Annotated in this window: 17 protein-coding genes; 8 read left to right on the top strand and 9 right to left on the bottom strand. The window is 63.8% G+C overall.

Annotation, left to right across the window (positions count from 1 at the left end; all coding sequences use genetic code 11):
* Positions 1-121 precede the first annotated feature (121 nt).
* The 3 genes from M0D43_RS13620 to tsaD all read right to left on the bottom strand — a co-directional run bounded on the left by M0D43_RS13620 (position 122) and on the right by tsaD (position 4008).
* Positions 122-2293: a glycoside hydrolase family 3 N-terminal domain-containing protein gene (locus M0D43_RS13620; RefSeq protein WP_252161819.1), complete on the bottom strand. Its 2172-nt coding sequence runs from the start codon at positions 2291-2293 to the stop codon at positions 122-124.
* A gap of 215 nt (positions 2294-2508) precedes the next feature.
* Positions 2509-2865, bottom strand: a complete 357-nt coding sequence (gene folB, locus M0D43_RS13615; protein WP_252161818.1) for a dihydroneopterin aldolase — start codon at positions 2863-2865, stop codon at positions 2509-2511.
* 81 nt (positions 2866-2946) lie between these two features.
* Positions 2947-4008 carry a tRNA (adenosine(37)-N6)-threonylcarbamoyltransferase complex transferase subunit TsaD gene (tsaD, locus tag M0D43_RS13610; RefSeq protein ID WP_252161817.1) on the bottom strand — a complete coding sequence of 354 codons (1062 nt, stop codon included), beginning with the start codon at positions 4006-4008 and terminating at the stop codon, positions 2947-2949.
* A 279-nt stretch (positions 4009-4287) separates the two neighbouring features.
* On the opposite strand from tsaD, the gene rpsU reads away from it, so the two are divergent.
* From rpsU to dnaG, 5 genes are all read left to right on the top strand, one after another.
* Complete coding sequence (rpsU, locus tag M0D43_RS13605; RefSeq protein WP_002808376.1) at positions 4288-4503, top strand: 30S ribosomal protein S21; 216 nt, start codon at positions 4288-4290, stop codon at positions 4501-4503.
* Positions 4504-4768: 265 nt separating this feature from the next.
* A complete protein-coding gene (locus tag M0D43_RS13600) occupies positions 4769-5215 on the top strand; it encodes a GatB/YqeY domain-containing protein (RefSeq protein WP_252161816.1) in 447 nt (148 codons plus the stop codon).
* A 208-nt stretch (positions 5216-5423) separates the two neighbouring features.
* On the top strand, positions 5424-6176 hold the full coding sequence (locus M0D43_RS13595; RefSeq protein WP_252161815.1) for an alpha/beta fold hydrolase: 753 nt from the start codon (positions 5424-5426) through the stop codon (positions 6174-6176).
* A 426-nt stretch (positions 6177-6602) separates the two neighbouring features.
* Positions 6603-7565 (top strand): YihY/virulence factor BrkB family protein, encoded by a 963-nt coding sequence (locus M0D43_RS13590; RefSeq protein ID WP_252161814.1) that lies wholly within the window; start codon positions 6603-6605, stop codon positions 7563-7565.
* Positions 7566-7653: 88 nt separating this feature from the next.
* Positions 7654-9402: a DNA primase gene (gene dnaG / locus M0D43_RS13585; RefSeq protein ID WP_260807253.1), complete on the top strand. Its 1749-nt coding sequence runs from the start codon at positions 7654-7656 to the stop codon at positions 9400-9402.
* 144 nt (positions 9403-9546) lie between these two features.
* Here dnaG and M0D43_RS13580 read toward each other — a convergent pair whose 3' ends face one another.
* Positions 9547-10659 carry a lipase family protein gene (locus tag M0D43_RS13580; protein WP_252161812.1) on the bottom strand — a complete coding sequence of 371 codons (1113 nt, stop codon included), beginning with the start codon at positions 10657-10659 and terminating at the stop codon, positions 9547-9549.
* 371 nt (positions 10660-11030) lie between these two features.
* Here M0D43_RS13580 and M0D43_RS13575 point away from each other — a divergent pair, with 371 nt between their 5' ends.
* Together M0D43_RS13575 and M0D43_RS13570 are read left to right on the top strand one after the other, a co-directional pair.
* Entirely contained in the window at positions 11031-12035 is a 1005-nt protein-coding gene (locus tag M0D43_RS13575) for a bile acid:sodium symporter family protein (RefSeq protein ID WP_252161811.1), read from the top strand.
* Between the two features lie 168 nt (positions 12036-12203).
* Entirely contained in the window at positions 12204-13793 is a 1590-nt protein-coding gene (locus tag M0D43_RS13570; protein WP_252161810.1) for a thioredoxin family protein, read from the top strand.
* 242 nt (positions 13794-14035) lie between these two features.
* Here the strand turns inward: M0D43_RS13570 and cyoE are convergent, their stop codons facing one another.
* The 4 genes from cyoE to M0D43_RS13550 are packed head-to-tail and all read right to left on the bottom strand — an operon-like array spanning position 14036 to position 17437.
* Positions 14036-14932, bottom strand: a complete 897-nt coding sequence (cyoE, locus tag M0D43_RS13565; protein ID WP_252161809.1) for a heme o synthase — start codon at positions 14930-14932, stop codon at positions 14036-14038.
* A 2-nt stretch (positions 14933-14934) separates the two neighbouring features.
* Positions 14935-16098 carry a COX15/CtaA family protein gene (locus M0D43_RS13560; RefSeq protein ID WP_252161808.1) on the bottom strand — a complete coding sequence of 388 codons (1164 nt, stop codon included), beginning with the start codon at positions 16096-16098 and terminating at the stop codon, positions 14935-14937.
* A 10-nt stretch (positions 16099-16108) separates the two neighbouring features.
* Entirely contained in the window at positions 16109-16684 is a 576-nt protein-coding gene (locus M0D43_RS13555) for a redox-active disulfide-containing membrane protein (RefSeq protein WP_260807252.1), read from the bottom strand.
* Between the two features lie 27 nt (positions 16685-16711).
* On the bottom strand, positions 16712-17437 hold the full coding sequence (locus M0D43_RS13550) for an SURF1 family protein (RefSeq protein WP_260807251.1): 726 nt from the start codon (positions 17435-17437) through the stop codon (positions 16712-16714).
* 60 nt (positions 17438-17497) lie between these two features.
* Here M0D43_RS13550 and M0D43_RS13545 point away from each other — a divergent pair, with 60 nt between their 5' ends.
* Entirely contained in the window at positions 17498-17716 is a 219-nt protein-coding gene (locus M0D43_RS13545; protein ID WP_017157720.1) for a twin transmembrane helix small protein, read from the top strand.
* A gap of 89 nt (positions 17717-17805) precedes the next feature.
* Here M0D43_RS13545 and M0D43_RS13540 read toward each other — a convergent pair whose 3' ends face one another.
* Entirely contained in the window at positions 17806-18681 is an 876-nt protein-coding gene (locus M0D43_RS13540; protein WP_252161805.1) for a cytochrome c oxidase subunit 3, read from the bottom strand.
* Positions 18682-18715: the final 34 nt, after the last annotated feature.

Genomic DNA, 18715 nt, shown 5'->3' with positions numbered 1-18715 from the left:
TGCGCAAGCTGCACAGCTGCCAGCACCAGTCACGTATCGGCAGCAACAGCGTTGGCCTAACTCCCGCAACTCACTCAAGAGCGCAGCCTACATGCCGGCCGCACCCTAAAGCCTACCGCTGTCAGCTTTCCAGCAGCTCGAAAGTCACTGCCTCGCCGCTCTTGGCCGACGCGCATACCCACACGTCGAACAGACCTGGCTCGGCACCGAAGACGCCCTTGTGATTGGTGAATGCCAACGCATCGCGCACCAACGTGAACACCACGTCCCGGCTCTCGCCCGGCTGCAGCAGCACCTTGCAGAACCCCTTGAGCTCACGCACCGGGCGCACGCGGCTGGCCACGCGATCGTGCACATACACCTGCACCACTTCTTCGCCTGCGACTTTGCCGGTGTTGGTGACGCGCGTGGTAATGGTCAGCGTGTCATCCCAACCGAGTTGCGCCGCACTCAACTGCGGCTGCGCATACGCAAACGTGGTGTAGCTCAAGCCATACCCGAATGGATACAGCGGCTCGTTTGGCATCTCGCGCCAACGCGCCTTGTACTCGGACAGGGTCGGTAACTCCGGGCGGCCGGTGCGCAGATGATTGTAGAAGTACGGCTGCTGCCCGGTGACCTGCGGGAAGCTGATCGGCAAACGCGCTGACGGGTTGTAGTCGCCGAACAGCACATCGGCCACGCCGGTGCCGGTCTGCGTGCCCAGATACCAGGTCACCGCAATCGCGTCGGCATCGCGCACCGCACCGCTCAAGGCCAGCGCGCGGCCATTCCGCAGCAACACCACCATCGGCGTGCCGGTCGCTGCAATCGCTTCGGCCAGCGCCTGTTGCGCCGGCGGCAAGGTGATCTCGGTGCGCGATTGCGCCTCGCCACTGAAGCGCTGCGGCTCGCCCAACGCTAGCACCACCACATCCGCCGCCTGCGCAGCATCGATCGCCGCGGAGATACCGCCCGGCAACGCTTCTTCCAGGCCGCAACCTGGCACCACGCTCAGGTCTTCGGTGCCGACCACCGCACGCACGCCCTGCTCCAGCGTCACGTAGCGTTCCTTGTCGCCGAACAGGGTCCAGCAGCCCTCGATGTTCTCGCGGTCCTGCACGAATGGGCCGATCAACGCGATGCGTTGGCCGCTCTTTTTCAGCGGCAGCAGTGCGCCCTCGTTCTTCAGCAGCACGATCGAACGCCGCGCCGCATCGCGCGACAGCGCATCGTGCGCTGGCAGATGCGCGGTGTCGGCTTCGCGCGCCGGGTCCAGCGAACGATACGGATTGTCGAACAAGCCGATCGTTTCTTTCAGCTGCAGGATGCGCCGCACGCTGGCATCCAACATCGCCACCGGCACCTCGCCGCTTTCCACCAGCGACGGCAGATGCGCGGCATAGAAGCCGCTCTGCATGCTCAGGTCCAGACCGGCCAGGAAAGCCTTCTTGGTCGCGTCGCGCTCATCGGCGGCATAGCCGTGCGCGATCAATTCCATATCGGCGGTGTAATCGGAAATCACCAAGCCGGGGAACTGCCATTCGCCGCGCAGGATTTCGGTCAGCAACTCATGGTTGGCGCTGGCCGGCACACCGTTGATGTCGTTGAAGGACGACATCACGGTCAATGCGCCAGCATCGAAGGCGGCCTTGAACGGCGGCAAGTGCACATCGCGCAAGGTTTGCGGCGCAATATCGACGGTGTTGTATTCCATGCCCGCAGCCACCGCGCCATAGGCGGCGAAATGCTTCGGCGTGGCCAGCAGCGAATCATGGGCGGTCAGGTCGCTGCCCTGGAACCCGCGCACGCGGGCGGCGGCAAAGGCGGCGCCCAGCAACACGTCTTCGCCGGCACCTTCGGCACCACGGCCCCAACGCTGGTCGCGGGCGATGTCCACGGCCGGTGCGTAAGTCCAGTGCAGGCCCGCAGCGGTGGCCTCGATCGCGGTGGCGCGCGCGGTGCGCTCGGCCAACTCGGGCTCGAAACTGGCCGCCTCGCCCAGCGGGATCGGGAACACCGTGCGCATGCCGTGGATCACATCGGCGGCCAGAATCACCGGGATGCCCAGGCGGCTCTCTTCCACCGCAACTTTCTGGATTTGCGCGCCCAGCGCGGCGCCGACGCCGTTGAACAGCGAGCCGACCCGGCCGGCGCGCACCTGCTGCAACACCTCGTCGGCATTGAGCACGTTGGCTTCGGGATTCACGTCCGGCGCGAACGGCCGCACCATGTCGGCGAACACACCCAACTGTCCGACCTTCTCTTCGACGGTCATCCGGGCAATCAGGGTTTCGATGCGATCAGCAGCCATGAGATCCTTGAGAAAACGTTTACATGGCCGTCAATTCTAGCCTGACGCGCCTGCGGGAAGGCAAGTTTTGAGGGCCGGGAGTCGAGAGTGGGGGTGTAGAGCCCGGTTGGACCGCGCGTGGGCGCGCCGGATTGGCAACGTCGCGCCCCTTGCTCCGGCACCCCGTGGATCTGCAAGGAGCGAACTTGGCCAGCGCGACATGCGGCCGGCGGCAATCAGACCGCCCGTTCCCGCTCGATGATCACGCCCACTGCCTGCGCGCCGCGCACCGCACCGGGCTTGCTCAGCTTCAGCCGCAGCCAGTGCACGCCGAATTCATCCAGCACGATCGCCGCACAGCGCTCGGCCAGCGTCTCGACCAGCCCGAAGTCCGACGCCTGCACGAATTCGACCAAGCGCTTGCTTACCGCCTTGTAGTTCAGCGTATCGGCGATGTCGTCGCTGGCCGCCGGAAGACGGTTGTCGAACCCCATCTCCAGATCGAAACGCAAGGTCTGGCGGATGCGCCGCTCCCAGTCGTAGATGCCGATCAGCGCATCGATTTCGAGACCTTCAATAAACACTTTATCCATGGGAAATCGGGAGTCGGGAGTCGGAAATGGGTAGAAGCAAAGGCAACAGCGCACGTACGGACAGGCTCGGAGTAACGCTCTTCAATATTCCCGATTCCCCACTGCCGATTCCCTCGCCGCCAATGGCGGCAGCGCAGCCATATCCCACCGCGGCGTCACATGCACCGACGCGTCGGCGCGCTCGCCGGCTTGCAGCCGCAGCGCACCAGCGAAGGCAATCATTGCGCCGTTGTCAGTACACAAGGCCGGGCGCGGGAAGCAGACCCGGCCGCCGCGGCGCTGCGCAGCGTCCTGCAGGCGCGCGCGCAAGCGCTTGTTCGCACCCACGCCGCCAGCCACCACCAACGTATTGCACTCGGCCGCATCCAGCGCGCGCAGGCATTTGACGACCAGGGTGTCCACCACCGCGTCCTCGAAGCCGCGCGCAATGTCGGCCCGGGTGGTGTCCGACTGATCGCTGGACCGCCAGGCCAACAGCACCTGGGTCTTGAGTCCGCTGAAACTGAAATCCAGGCCGGGTCGGTCGGTCATCGGCCGCGCGAATTTATAGCGCCCCGGTGTGCCGGTTTCGGCCAATGCCGCCAGCTGCGGGCCGCCCGGATACGGCAGGCCCATCATCTTGGCGGTCTTGTCGAAGGCCTCGCCCGCCGCATCGTCCAGGGTCTCGCCCAGCACTTCGTAGCTTCCCAGCGCCTTCACCGACACCAATTGGGTATGCCCGCCCGACACCAGCAAGGCCACGAACGGCGGCTCCGGAGGGTCGTCCTCCATCAACGGTGCCAGCAGGTGGCCCTCCATGTGATGCACGCCAATTGCCGGCACATCCAGTGCCCAGGCCAGCGAACGCGCTACTCCGGCACCGACCAGCAAGGCGCCAACCAGGCCCGGGCCGGCGGTGTAGGCCACACCATCCAGTTCGTCGATGCCCAGCCCGGCCTCGCCCAGAGTCTGGCGGATCAGCGGCAGCAGCTTGCGCACGTGGTCGCGGCTGGCCAGCTCCGGCACCACGCCGCCATATTCGGCATGCAACGCAATCTGGCTGTAGACCGCATGGGCGCGTAGCGCCGGCACACCGGACAACGCGGTGTCGTAGACCGCTACGCCGGTCTCATCGCACGATGATTCGATCCCAAGGACTTTCACGGCAGCTCGGCAGGTACAGACATGTACGTATTTTCGCAGCTTTTGGGCTGCGCAGATTGGCCGATGACGATAGGCTGCCTCGCTCCGTGATCGTGGCCATATCCTGCCCGAGCGCACGCTTTATCAGTGTCGTGCCAGGAAATTCTGCCGGGGGCTTGCAGGCCGTTGGCAAGTCGTTATAATGCGCGGCTCGCCGGGGCAACCCGGAAATTCCGTCACGCGAGTCCGCTCGCACCCGCCCGGGGCTCCCGGACGGAAATCCCATTTTCTGGAGAACACATGCCCAGCGTTAAAGTCCGCGAGAACGAGCCCTTCGAATTTGCGCTCCGTCGTTTCAAGCGCACCTGCGAAAAGGCCGGCGTGCTGGCCGAAACCCGCAAGCGCGAGTTCTATGAAAAGCCGACCCAGGAGCGTAAGCGCAAGGCTGCCGCTGCCGTGAAGCGTCAGCTGCGTCGTTCCTCGCGCGACGTCACCAAGCGCCAGCGCTTGTACTGATCGAACGCGGTTCCTTGCCGGTGGGTCTGCGCTGAAGGCGCGTCTCACCGGGAGCGAACCCAAGAGCCGGCACGCGCAAGCGTCGCCGGCTTTTTGTATTGGTCTGTCACGCGGTTGCGTATCAGCGACATCGCGCAGCCCGTGCGAGACGCGTGCCGGCCACGGTGCTGATTGCGACGCGCGCACTGCCCATATTTCGGCCGACGCACCCAGTGGGTCCAGGCGCCTCGGCCACCATTCGATACCCACACTCAGGAGTCACCGCATGCCCCTCAAGCAGCAGCTCACCGATGACATGAAGGCCGCCATGAAGTCCGGCGACAAGCACAGCCTGGGCGTGATCCGGCTGATCAATGCCGCGATCAAGCAGAAGGAAGTGGACGAGCGCATCGAGATGGACGATACCGCCGTCATCGCCGTGCTCGACAAGATGGTCAAGCAGCGCAAGGACTCGGTCACCCAGTTCGAAGCCGCCGCACGCGAAGACCTGGCGCAGATCGAGCGCGAGGAGATCGTGGTGATCGAGCGCTACCTGCCGGCCAAGATGGGCGAAGCCGAAATCGTCGCCGCCATCCAGGCTGCCATCGCGCAGACCGGCGCCAGCAGCCCGGCCGACATCGGCAAGCTGATGGGCGCGCTCAAGCCCAAGCTGGCCGGTCAGGCCGACATGGGCCTGGTCTCAACCCTGGTCAAGCAGCACCTGGCCGGCTGAGCCCCACCTCCGCGACGTCCTGCGCCAATCGGCCGGGGCGTCCGGGCGGGTCCGCGATCGCCGGTTGCGGCGACTGCCGCAGCATGCAGCTCTCTCGACGGAGCGCAATCGCGCAGTACGATTCCCACCCGAGCGCACCGGAGATCCCATCAGGGCATCTCGCCTGGACGTCATCGATCCGCAACGCCTGAAGAACCAGGAATTAATGATGGGTTTGCTGAATTCTCCAATCGTTCTCGTACATGGTCTGTTTGGACATTTGGCAGACCCGAACATACTGACCGCTTTTGGAACTGCAGACGTTTATGCGCCGGATTTACTGGGCTACGGACAATATAAGCATTGTGCCCCGGAAAACCTGACCCTCACGGATCAGGCGCACCACGTTGCGGCATACATTCGTCGCCTTGCAAGAAACAAGGTTCATCTCGTGGGGCATTCCGTGGGCGGAGCAGTCTCTGCGCTGGTCTGCAGCCTGTACCCCGAGCTCGTCGCTTCCTTCACCAGTGTCGAGGGCAACTTCACTCTGAAAGATGCCTTCTGGTCCGGGCAGGTTGCACAAAAGCCACTGACCGAGGTGACTGCAATCATGGATAGCTACAAAGCTGATCCTGATGCATGGATCGCTGCTGCCGGAGTTCCAATCACCGCGTGGACTTCCACCCTTGCGAGAAGTTGGCTGGCCCATCAACCGGCTTCAACGATCCGGGCGCAAGCACAAGCCGTTGTCGCTACGACAGGTGCAGACCAGTATTTGACAGACATCCGTCATTTACTCACCTCATCAACGCCGATGTATCTCATTGCCGGAGCGCGCTCGTCTGCGGGATGGGATGTTCCGGAGTGGGCCAATGCGGGATGCGCGATGCGGATAAACATTCCGAATGCAGGCCACCTCATGATGGCGGAAGATCCAGCCCGATTTGCGACAGCTGTGCTGACCTGCCTTCATTACGAATAGCGATGGCGCCTTACTTCGATCTCGCCCTGCATCAGTTCCTGGCAGAGATATCCGAATCAATGATGCAGGCGCGACTCCTTGCATCGAAAGGGCTTTCATTCTGTCCCCCTGCCACGCGATCATTACCAGGATTTCGTAACGCCTCTGAACGCATGACGCTGCACGGCAGATACACCAAAGGCTGCCCCCGCTGCGTACTTCACGCCAGGACAGCATCCCGTTGCAGCGGGCGTCGCTAAGTGCCAAGGGTCCACGCTGCATGCCTTCGCCCATCGACCCTCCTTCCTCACCGCTTTCACCCGATCTTTGGATCAGCCCTGTTAGAAAAGCGGGACAGCGCAGGCATGGGCAAGGTCTTTCCGCATACCAACTTTGCTCTGGCGTCACCTGCGCGTACAACGGTATGCGCCAAGGATGTTCCCGACGGTGACGACGCTTTCAACCGCCTATCTGCATAAGCACGTGAGCCGTCTGCAGCGCAGCGTGCCGATGGCGCTGCTGAACCGCTTTATTGAGATCGACGTGATGACGCAGGCGGCGTCGTTGTCGTTCTACGCGCTGTTGTCGCTCGCACCGCTGTTGGTCCTTCTGCTGTGGCTGACGGCCTCGCTGTATCCACCCGCGCAGGACGCGTTGGTGCAGCAGGTCGCGCAACTGGCGGGCGGCAGCGCTGCCGAAGTCGCCCAGACCATCATTCGCAACGCCACCGCTCAGCCTGGCGTTGGCTCGCTGGCAGGCTTGTGGAGCACGCTGCTGCTGTTCATCGGCGCCACGGCGGTGTTTGCGCAGCTGCAGAACGCCCTGAACCTGATTTTTCGCACCGACAAGCAACGCCTTGACGGCCTGACGGCGTGGCTGAAAAAGCGCGTGTTCTCGTTCGGCGTGATCCTGGCACTGGGCTTTTTGCTGATCGTGTCGATGATCGCCACCACCGCACTGCAGGTGGTGTTCGCACGCCTGCCCTCGGTGTTGCCTGCAGTCGGATATGTGACGACGCTGGCGCTGTATTCGCTGGCATTCGCGTTCCTGTATCGCTATCTGCCGGACCGCACCGTCGATTGGCGCCAGGCGTTTCTGGGCGGCGTCATCACTGCGCTGTTGTTTGCGCTGGGCCGCTACGCCATTGGCGTGTATATCGCCACCGCTGCGCCAGGCAGCGCATACGGTTCGATGGGGACGCTGGTCATCCTGCTGGTATGGATGTACTACGCCTCGGTGGTGTTCTTTGTGGGCGCATTGATCACCGCGGTGATCGACGAGCGCGTGCGCTCGCATCGCAAGCTGCGCGAGGCGGGTGTCGACCCGGAACATCCGCCGGTGATCGTGCCGCCTGCCGATGCAGCGCCCACGCCTTCAGCGTCGGAGTCAGCGCCGCTGCCACGCGGCTGAGGACAACAGCGGTTTCCGCATGGCTGGCGCACGCAGTCACTGAATGGCGGGACAGGGCGCCGGCAGGCCGCTGAGATATCCTAGCGGGATGGCCCGCATCCCCGACGCATTCATCGACGAACTGCTCGCACGCACCGACATCGTCGAGGTGGTGGGCGGCCGCGTGCCGCTCAAGCGCCAGGGCAAGGAATATTCGGCACGTTGCCCGTTCCATGACGAGCGCTCGGCCTCGTTCACGGTGTCGCCGACCAAGCAGTTCTATCACTGCTTCGGCTGCGGCGCGCACGGCACCGCGATCAGTTTCCTGATGAATTACGACCGCCTCGAATTTCTCGATGCGGTCGACGAGCTGGCCAAGCGCGCCGGCATGGAAATCCCACGCGAGACCCAGCAACGCACCCCGCAGCAGCAGGACGACAGCCGCGAGCTGTATTCGGCACTGGAAGCGGCCACCAGGTTCTTCCAGCGTCAGCTCGAAGGCAGCGCGCGCGCGGTCGAATATCTGGATGGGCGCGGCGTGGATGCGGAGAACCGTGCGCGTTTCCAGATCGGCTATGCGCCCGATGGCTACAGCGCATTGAAGGACACCCTGGGCACCGATGCCCGCCGCATGAGTGTGCTCGAGCGGGCCGGGCTGTTTTCCAAGAACGATCGCGGCCACGTCTACGACAAGTTCCGCGACCGGGTGATGTTTCCGATCTTCGATCGCCGGGGCCGGGTGATCGCCTTCGGCGGACGCATCATGGGTGCGCCGGCCGATGGCCGCGACCCGGGGCCGAAGTACCTCAATTCGCCGGAAACCGCGCTGTTCCACAAGGGCCGCGAGTTGTACGGCCTGTGGCAGGTGCGCCAGGCCAATCAGAAGATCGAACGGCTGATCGTGGTGGAGGGCTACATGGACGTGGTCTCGCTGTTCCAGTTCGGCGTGACCCAGGCGGTAGCCACGCTGGGCACCGCCACCACGCCCGAACATGCCGAGCTGTTGTTCCGCAATGCGCCGGATGTGTACTTCTGCTTCGATGGCGACAACGCCGGGCGCAAGGCCGGCTGGCGCGCGCTCGAATCGGTGCTGCCGCGCATGAAGGATGGCCGCCAGGCGTTCTTCCTGTTCCTGCCCGATGGCGAAGACCCGGACACCATCGTGCGCAAGGAAGGCGCGCAGGCCTTCGATCAGCGCCTGAAACAGGCTACCCCGCTGTCACAGTTCTTCTTCGACGAGATGTCGCGCGAGATCAACCTGCACACGCTCGACGGCAAGGCACGCCTGGCCGAACGCGCGCGCCCGATGCTGGCGCAGATCCCCGAGGGTGCGTTCGGCGATTTGATGAAACAGGAACTGGCGCGTTTGACCGGCGTTGGTGCGGGTGCGTCCGCGCAGCAGTCTGCACCCAAGCCGCGGCCGCCTGCACGCATGGGTGCCCCCACGCAGAAACGCAGCCTGGTACGGGCATCGATCGCCATCCTGCTGCAACGACCGTCATTGGCAGCGAGCCTGGAGGGCGTTCATGATTTTTCCGGATTGCGCCTGCCTGGTATCGACTTGTTGATGGAGTTGCTGGATCTGGTCCGGCAACGCCCGGAAATCAGCACAGGCGCGCTGCTGGAGCACTTCGCCGAGCGCGAGGAGCAGACCGCGTTGCAAAAATTGGCGGCGCAGGAACTGCCCGGCGACGAACACAGTTGGGCAATCGAGCTGCACGACGTCGTCGCCCAGCTCGACAAACAGTTGCTGCGTCAGCGCGTGGAAGAACTGCAGGCCAAACAGCGCGCGCAGGGTCTGGACGACACCGATAAATACGAAATGCGCGAACTGCTCAAGGCACTCGCAGCGTCGTGATGCACTTCCGCTGGCATCATGTCAGGGCAAGCAATGCCGCGCTGACTCGCGAAATCGCCGGCCTGCTCCAGCGTTGGGAATCTTGCAATAGCCGATCACGCCTGAAGGCCAACGCGCTCCGCACGTCGTCGGCCATTGCTGACACTAGAGCCGCTTGAACAAGGTGTTTGCCATGGACTCAAGCACAGCGACAGTCGTCTCCGCATCCTGCACATCGCTGGCCTCGATCTGCCGGGCGTGCGTGACCAGCCGATCGATCAAGGCATCGCGCGCCTGCTGCTCGATTGCGTCGGCCTGCTGGCACTGCTGCTTCCCGGTCACGGGCTTGATCGGCTCGGCGATCAAGCTATCGTAGGCAGTGGTGTGCTGCGACTTCATCTGCTCAAGAAATTGCCCGATATCCGTCGGTATGCCGGTAGAGGTTCCCGTCAAGGACTGATTGTCGATCTGGCAATAGCTGACGGTAGATGCCTTGGTGTTGAGAATCGCCAGATCCACGAGCAGATCGATTTCACCGATCTTGGCGTTGCCGTACAGCGTCCTGATCTGATTCAACATCGGAATTTCCCAGGCGTGCGGCACGCAATCGAGCGTATTCCACAAGTCGGCATTCCAGATCTGGTAGGGCTTTTCGCCCACACCCGGAGATGGCAAGGTCGCTGCAAATAGCGCTGCGAAGCCTGCATTGCCCGGCGTTGCCCCCGCAGTGGGGTAGCAATAGACCTGATCGAACCCGTCCAGTTTGCCATGCGTCTTCAACCAGGTCGTCAACGTTGGCGAAAGCGCACCGGCCAGACTATGTCCAGTAAAGATCACCGTCGCGCCGGTGTTGCCCAAGGCTTGCAGAAATTCGACCAGGGTCGTGTTGGGCGCCAGCGCAGTCTGCGGACTGACCGTATTCAGCAGATGCCACACACCCGTGGCGGTGCCCATCGAGATCGTCACCCCCTGCGGGTCGACGGGCTTCTTCAGCGCCGCAGGTGCACTGCTTGCCAACGGATCGAAGCTGGCGAAATCGACGCTGGAAGCGACATCGAAATCCTCGCCGAACCAATCGTAGAGCGACCTGGGATTGGTAGCACTCAGTGCGACCACATAGGCTTCGCCAACGCCTGGCATCGCAGCGGTATGCGCCACATACATGACGTTGCCGGACAACACCGAATCCGGTGCCTGCCAGACCTGCGGCCCCCAGACCAACTGCCAGTCGCCAATGACCTTTTGGTTGGAAGATAAAGAGAAGGTGTCAATCAGCATTTGCTGGCAGTCCGCCTGCAGCACGGATTGACTGCCCGAGCACGTGCTGACCCAATTGGCCAGGCTCGACAACACGAATGTCCGTTGGAATTGATCGTAGGGCATGACACACCTTTCCCTGTGGTCGATAGAAAACGCCGAATGACCTGTCTCCATTGACGGAGTGGTCGCCTGCAGCTGCACGCCGTGTGCAAGTGCTGAATAAATGTAGCAATCCAGGGCTGCGCGAACTGAGACCGGCACGTAATTTCGAAGCGACTTGCGGGGTAGGCGCATGTGGGTGCAGCGCCATGGCAGGCACGATGCCTTAGCGAGCGACTGACTCTACAATGCAGGTTGCGTTAGACACTCTCTTGCCCCAGTTTCACACCATGATCAAACATTGGTTGGCGCGGTTGCGCATCGATCCTTTCACCCTTGCATTGCTGTGCACGGTCACGCTCGCCTCGCTGTTGCCCGTCTCGGGCGCCGCGGCCGCGGTGATGGACGATGTCACCGACGTGGCGATCGCCGCGCTGTTCTTCCTGCACGGCGCACGGCTCTCGCGCGAAGCGGTCAAGGCCGGCGCGCTGCATTGGCGCCTGCATCTGGTGATCCTGGCCTGCACGTTCGTGCTATTTCCGCTGCTCGGCCTGTTGTTCAAGCCACTGGCGCATATCGCACTGACGCCGGAGCTCTACATCGGCGTGCTGTTCCTGTGCGCGTTGCCGTCCACGGTGCAGTCCTCGATCGCATTCACCTCGATGGCGCGCGGCAATGTGCCGGCCGCGGTGTGCGCGGCCTCGCTGTCCAGCCTGTTGGGCGTGTTTTTTACCCCATTGCTGATGGGCGCCATGGTCGGCAGCCAGGGCGCGATGGCGCACCCGGCCGAAGCCATCGGCAAGATCCTGCTGCAGCTGCTGGTGCCATTCCTGGCGGGGCATTTAATGCGCCCGTGGATCGGCGGTTGGGTCGAGCGCCATCGCGCGGTGCTGCGCTATACCGACCAGGGCACCATCCTGCTGGTGGTCTACACCGCCTTCAGCGCGTCGGTGAACGAAGGGCTGTGGCAGAAGACGCCACTGCCGGCATTGCTCGCAGTGCTGGGCGCGGCGGCGCTGTTGCTGGCAGTGGCCATGCTGTCGATCACCTTCATTGCGCGCCGGCTTGGCTTCAACCGTGCCGACGAGATCGCCATCGTGTTTTGCGGCTCGAAGAAAAGCCTGGCCACCGGCGTGCCGATGGCCAAGGTGATGTTTGCCGGTGGCGGCCTGGGCGCGATCGTGTTGCCGATCATGCTGTATCACCAGTTGCAGCTGATCGTGTGCGCGTTTGTGGCCGCACGTTATGCACGCAATGCACCAAACGCGCCGCAAGGCGCGTCCGGGTCGCATTGACGGTGCGCCGTCAGCGCTCAACCGCTGCGTATCGCGTGACAGCAGTTCGCATTGCCGAAAGGTCCGGGTTGTAAGCAGATATACAACGGTGATCACGCACGTCCGCATGCGCGCGCCCGCGCTCGCTAGAGTGTTCGATCGACCTCCTGCCGCCCCACGGTGACTGTCATGACGCTGTCGTTTCGACGCCCCTCCCCGTCCTTGATCGCGCTGCTGGCGGTGCTGGCCACGCTGACTGCCTGCAACAAGCCCGCCCCGCCCGCAGCTCCCGCAGCTCCCGCGCAGACCAAGGCTGCATCCACGCCAGCGCCCGCTACCAGCATCGCCTGGCGCGAGGGCGACGTGGAAGACGCCTTTGCCGAAGCCAAGGAAAGCGGCAAGCCGATCCTGTTGTACTGGGGTGCGGCCTGGTGCCCGCCCTGCAATCGACTGAAGGCCACGCTGTTCAAGGATCCGGCCTTCATCGCGCGCACCCAGCAATTTGTCGCTGTGCACCTGGATGGCGATTCCGAAGGCGCGCAGGCCTGGGGCGAGCGCTTCGGGGTCAAGGGGTATCCCACCATCATCGTGCTACGCCCGGACCACAGCGAAATCACCCGTCTGGCCGGCGATGCCGATAACGCACGCCTGGCCGAGGTATTGCGGGTTGCGGCCAAGAGCACCAGCACCGCACAGCAATTGCTCGACAAGGCGCTGCACACGCCGCAACAGCTCAGCGCAGACGATTGGGCCGTGCTCGGCAGCTATGCCTGGGGCACCGACGACCGGCTGGTCAAGCCCGCCGACGCCGCCAATGTGCTGACCCGGCTCTCGACGGCGGCCCCACAGCCGGCGCTGCAGCGCAGCTTCGCCCTGGCCGCCATTAGCGCTGCCAAGCATCCACCGGCCGCCAGCGCCGCCAATCGCACCTTGCTGGAAACGGTGTTGGCCGACCCGGCAGAAGTACGCGCCAATCTCGGCACGCTGAGCTATATGCCGGCGCGTCTGATCACGGCCGCCAGCAACGAGGCCGGCGTACGCGCTACGCTTTCCAACGCACTGAATCAGGCCTTGGACAAGGTCTACGCCGACACCTCACTGCCGATCTCCGACCGGCTTGGCACTGCATATGCCCGCATCCAGCTGGCACGCCTGGCGCAAGGCCAGCCCACCGAGACCGAAGCCAAAGGCCCGCAGCCGCCGCTTCCAACCGAGGTGGCCGATCTCGTGCGCCAGCGCGTGCAATGGGCCAGCGACGCAGCCAAGACCGATGAGGAGCGCCAGTCCACCATCAGCACCGCCGCGGCGTTGCTGGGAGAAGCGGGCGATGCCAGCGGTGCCGAGCAACTGCTGTTGGCGGAGCTGTCGCGCAGCAAGACGCCGTACTACTACATGCCCGAGCTAGCAGATCTGGCCGAACAACGTGGCGACAAGAAGACCGCGCTGTCCTGGCTCAGGAAGGCCTACGAAAGCGCGCAAGGCCCTGCCACCCGCGTGCAGTGGGGCGTGATGTACGTGGATGGGCTGATCCGGCTCAGCCCCGACGACACCGCCGGCATCGAGAGCGCTGCCACGCAGGTGATCGGCGAGTTGGCTGGCCAACCGGATGGGTACCGGCAACGCACCCGGCAGCGCTTCGCTACGCTCGGCACCGCATTGAAGGCCTGGAGCAAGCAGCACCGCCATGAAGGCAGCGCAGTGCTGGCGCGCCTGCAACAGAAAATGCAATCCAGTTGCGACAGCAAAAACACCAGCGAGTGCGCCAGCTGGTTGAGCTGAGCCGGCACGGCGTTGCCGTTGCTGGCAACGTCTGATGGATCAACTCAGTTCGCGAATCGGGAACCGCGACGTCTGCCAACATCGGCGTCGCTATGACTTCCACACGGCGCACCTGGCCTGTCTACCCGACAGTTCCTGGCCACACTGCGCACGCGCGACAGGCGCATTGCGCAGAATGCGCGGATTGCGCAGACGTTCTTGGCAGCAGCCCTACAGCGCTGCCAAGCGCGCCACCGTGGCGACTAGCGCACCCACGGTAACAGCAGATGGTCGACCATCAGGAAGGCGAACAGCGCCATCAGATACACGATGGAATAGCCGAACATCTTCATCGAAAACAGTTCGTCCGGCGGGTCCAGCATGCGCCACGCATACCAGAGGAACACCGCGTTGAGCACCACCGCGCCGCCCAGATAGAACACCCCGCTCATGCCCACCGCCACCGGCAGCAGGGTCACGATGGCCAACACGATCGTGTAGATGAAGATCTGCTTGCGCGTATGCGGCACACCGTGGGTCACCGGCAACATCGGGATCGCCGCCTTGGCGTAGTCGGCGCGCCGGAAGATCGCCAGCGCCCAGAAATGCGGCGGCGTCCAGATGAAGATGATCAGCACCAGCAGCGAGGCGTTGATCCAGTCGGCGCTGGTCGGCAGCCCGGTCACTGCGGCCCAGCCCAGCATCGGCGGCGTGGCGCCGGCCAGACCGCCAATCACGATGTTCTGCGAGGTCGCGCGTTTCAGGTACACGGTGTAGATCACCGCATATCCGATCAGCGAGGCGAAGGTCAGCACCGCGGTGATGACATTCACCCACACCACCAGGATGGTCATGGAGATCACGATCAGCGCGCCTGCGAACACCAGCACCTGCCACGGCTGCACCTTGCCCACCACCAGCGGGCGCCATGAAGTGCGCGCCATCTGCGCGTCGATCTTGGCGTCGAGCAATTGGTTGATCGCCGCCGCCGCCGAGGCGGCCAGCCAGATGCCCAGAAAGCCCAGCGCGCCGGTGCGCACCTGCAGCCAGGTCGGCATGTCGGGAATGGCCAGGAACATGCCGACCAAAGCGGTGAACACGATCAGTGCCACCACCTTGGGTTTGGTCAGATCCCAATAATCGCGTGCGCTGACGGCCATGCTCACTCCGGCGCGCGCAGCCGCGCCAGCAGCGAGACCAACACGAATAACAACGCCACCGCGCCACCGTTATGCATGACCGACACTTCCAACGGCAGCGCCAGCTTCACGTTGAGCACGCCCAGCGTCACCTGCACGGCCACCAGCAGCGCCAGCGCCGCAGCCCATACCCGCATCCCCGGCGAACGCGACAAGCGCCAAGCTAGCCACCCAAGGTACAGCGCCGTCGCAATCGCCCACAGCCGGTGGGCCATCTGGATCGCGATACGCGCCGCACCATCCAGCACGCCGCCTTCGTAATCCACTCCAATGCCGCGCCACAGGGTGAAGCCTTCGCGGAAATCGTGCGGCGGCCACCATTGGCTGACGCAACGCGGGAAATTATCGGCCGACCAGCTGCCGCCGCCGCACGCAAGCGCGGCGTAGTTGGCGCTGACCCAGCCACCGAGCGCGATCTGCAGACCCAGCACCGCCACGCCCAGGCGTAGCAGCCACTTCAAGCGCGACGCGTCGGCCAGGGTGATCGGCAAATGCGTCGCACGCCAGGCCATCCACACCAGCAGCGAGAACATCAGCATGCCGCCCAGCAGGTGCCCCATCACCACGATGGGCTTGAGCAGCAGCGTCACCGTCCACATGCCCAACAGCGCCTGGAAGATCACCACCGCAAGCGTCAGCACCGCCGCGCGCGCCAGATCAATGTTGCTCCAGCGCAATGCCGCCAGTAGCAGGATGGCCTCGCCGGCGATCGCCACGCCCAAGCCCACGCTGTGCCAGCCGGACATGTAGAGCGGGATCGACAACGCCACCAACGCGGCGGCCGATACCACCTGGGCAATGCCCATGCGGCGGCGACGCACCGCCAGCAACGACAGCACGAGGACTTCCACACCCAGCGCGCCAGCCAGGAAGCGGTGTACCTGCTCACGCCAGGCCTTATGCGATTCCAGCGGACGGATCTTGCTGGCCACATGCGTGTTGGCTTCGTCGCTGGTTTGCGGCCAGGTCACACGGCCGTAGCAGGTCGGCCAGTCCGGGCAGCTCATGCCGGCATCGGATAGCCGCACGAACGACCCGAACAGGATCGTGCTCGCAGTGAACAGCGCAGCCAGCCAGGCCATGCGATGGAAGTGACGGAACAATGCCGGTGGCGCAAACAAATTCATCGAAACGGGCTCACATCAGTTTCAGCAGCTTGACCAGATCCGACCGCAAGCCGGCCGGATCAAAGCCTGGGGCGTAACGCAAGATCACGAAGCCATTGGGGTCGATCACATACACCGGCACGCCGGCCGCATTGTTGCCGCGCGGCAATGCCTGGCGTAGGCGGGCATCGTCGCGCAGCACGCGCAATTCCGGCATCGGCGGCAGCCCGGCTGGCGGCGTGCCGATCCACAACACCTCTACCTTGTCGGCGCGATGCCCGAGCAATTGCCACACCTTGTCCAGCTCCGCGGCCAACGTCACGCATTGCTGGGTGCAATCTGCCTGCGGTGCCACCGCGATGCGCCAGATGCGCTCGCTCGGTGCCCAGGCATACGGCTGCCCGTTCGCACGGACCGGCACCAACGCCCGCAGATCCGCGGGCGGCTTCAGCAGTTCGCCGTTATTGCGCATCGATGCCGGCTGCCATCCGGAGAAGCGCAGCACGCCGGCCAGCAACATAGAGCCGAAGAACAGCACCGCCAGGGCAATCAGCATCCTGCGACCGCGTTTGACCGACTGCGGCGTGGCCGATGTGGATTTGGTCATGCCGGCGATTTTCTCATGCCGCAGGCATCAGTGCCCGCGTCGACGGCGGCGGCGCGCACGCCAGCTCAGCAGCGTCGCGGTCGCCAGTACCGCGGCGGCCAGCCCGAACCATTGCACCGCATAACCCAAGTGCCGCGCGGGTGGCAGCGTGTTTGGCAGCATTTCCAGATCGCGTACGTAACCAACCGGCAGTGCCGGATCCAGGCGCAAGACCTGCGACGAAATGTCGCGCCTACCAAGCATGCGGCGTAAGGCCTCCGCATCCAGACGCGTGGCCAACCAGGTCCGCGGAGCGGCTCCCGGCGCCACTGCCGGCCCGATCGCCAGCCCCGCCGATGGCGGTGCGCTCAAGAGTCCCTGGACGGTCTGCATGCCGGTTAGCGCAACGATGCTGGGCAACGTTCGATCCGCCGGTAATGGCAGCCAGCCCAAATCGACCAGCATGCTTGCCGACACGCCTTCTGGCGCTGCCAGTTGATACACGCGCACACCGGCACGCCCGTCATGCAACTGATTATCCAGCAAGACCAGTTGAGGCAGGAATCGCACACGCCCACGCACCCATGCCAGATCGTGCGGCGTCGCCAGCGCCTGTGCCAAGGACAGCGTGGTATCGCGCACATGCACGGCACGGTCGAGCAAGGCTTGCTTGCTATGCATGCGCTGCAACTGCCAGTGCCCAAGCGCCGCGAAACCCGTGCTCACCAGCAGCGCCAGACACCAGCCGATCACCGCCGTGTGCTTGCGCGTCATGACAAGCGACGCAAAAAGGCGTGCAATGCCATCACCACGCCGACTGCACCCGGGGCTGTTGTGAACGATTCGCTCAAGACGCTGCTGATTGTCGCCTTCCTGATCGTGATTCTGTGGAACCTAGGCGCCGGCCTCTACTACCTGCTGACCGACCGCGGCCAGACCAAGCGCACCGTCAACGCACTGACCTGGCGCATCGGATTATCGGTTGCGTTGATCGCCATCGTGATCCTCGGCATTTATACCGGCTGGATCAAGCCGCATGGCATCGGCCGCTGACGCGGCCGGGAATGGGGAATCGGGAGTAGGGAATCGTAAGAGCAAAAGCAGGCTCGCTCTGGCGATTCCCGATTCCCGATTCCCGATTCTCAAAGTACATACACGAACAGGAACAGCGCCAGCCACACCACGTCGACGAAGTGCCAGTACCACGCGGCCGCTTCGAAAGCGAAGTGGTTGTCGCGGCTGAAGTGCCCCTTTGCCGCACGCAGCCACATCACTGCCAGCATGATCGTGCCCAGTAGCACATGCATGCCGTGGAAGCCGGTGAGCATGAAGAACGTCGAGCCGTAGATGCCCGAGCCAAGGGTGAGATTGAGCTCGGTGTAGGCGTGGATGTATTCCTCCGCCTGCAGGAACAGGAAAACGCAGCCCAGCAGCACGGTCAGGCCCAGCCACACCAGTAACCCACCGCGGCGCCCGCCCTTGAGTGCGTGGTGGGCGATGGTCAAGGTCACACCAGAGCTGAGCAGGATCAACGTATTGATCAGCGGCAAACCCCAGGCCGGAATGGTCTGGAACTGCCCGCCAATCGTGCCCGGGCCATTGGTCGGCCAGGCAGCGGAATAGCCGTTCCACAACAGCTCGTTGGTCATCACGCCGTCGCCTTCGCCACCCAGCCAGGGCAACGTCAGCACACGCGTGTAGAACAGCGCACCGAAGAAAGCGCAGAAGAACATCACCTCGGAAAAGATGAACCACACCATGCCCATGCGGAACGAGCCATCCACCTGGCGGTTGTAATGCCCGGCATTGGATTCGCGGATGACATCGCCAAACCACATGAACAACGTCGCCAGCAACATCGCCACGCCGGCGAAGAACGTCCAGCGCCCCCACGCCGCATCGTTGAGCCAGCTGGCCACACCGATCATCATCACGAACATCGCAATCGACCCGACAAAGGGCCATTTGCTCTGGCTCGGGACGAAATACGCATCGGCGTTGGGACTGTGATCGGCCATGGCGTTGCTTCCGTGTCGTGGTGCGTGTGGATGA

Source organism: Xanthomonas prunicola (assembly GCF_025266575.1).
Lineage (GTDB): Bacteria > Pseudomonadota > Gammaproteobacteria > Xanthomonadales > Xanthomonadaceae > Xanthomonas > Xanthomonas prunicola.
Note: the sequence above shows the minus strand (reverse complement) of the source record. Positions and strands in the feature narration are given on the sequence as shown.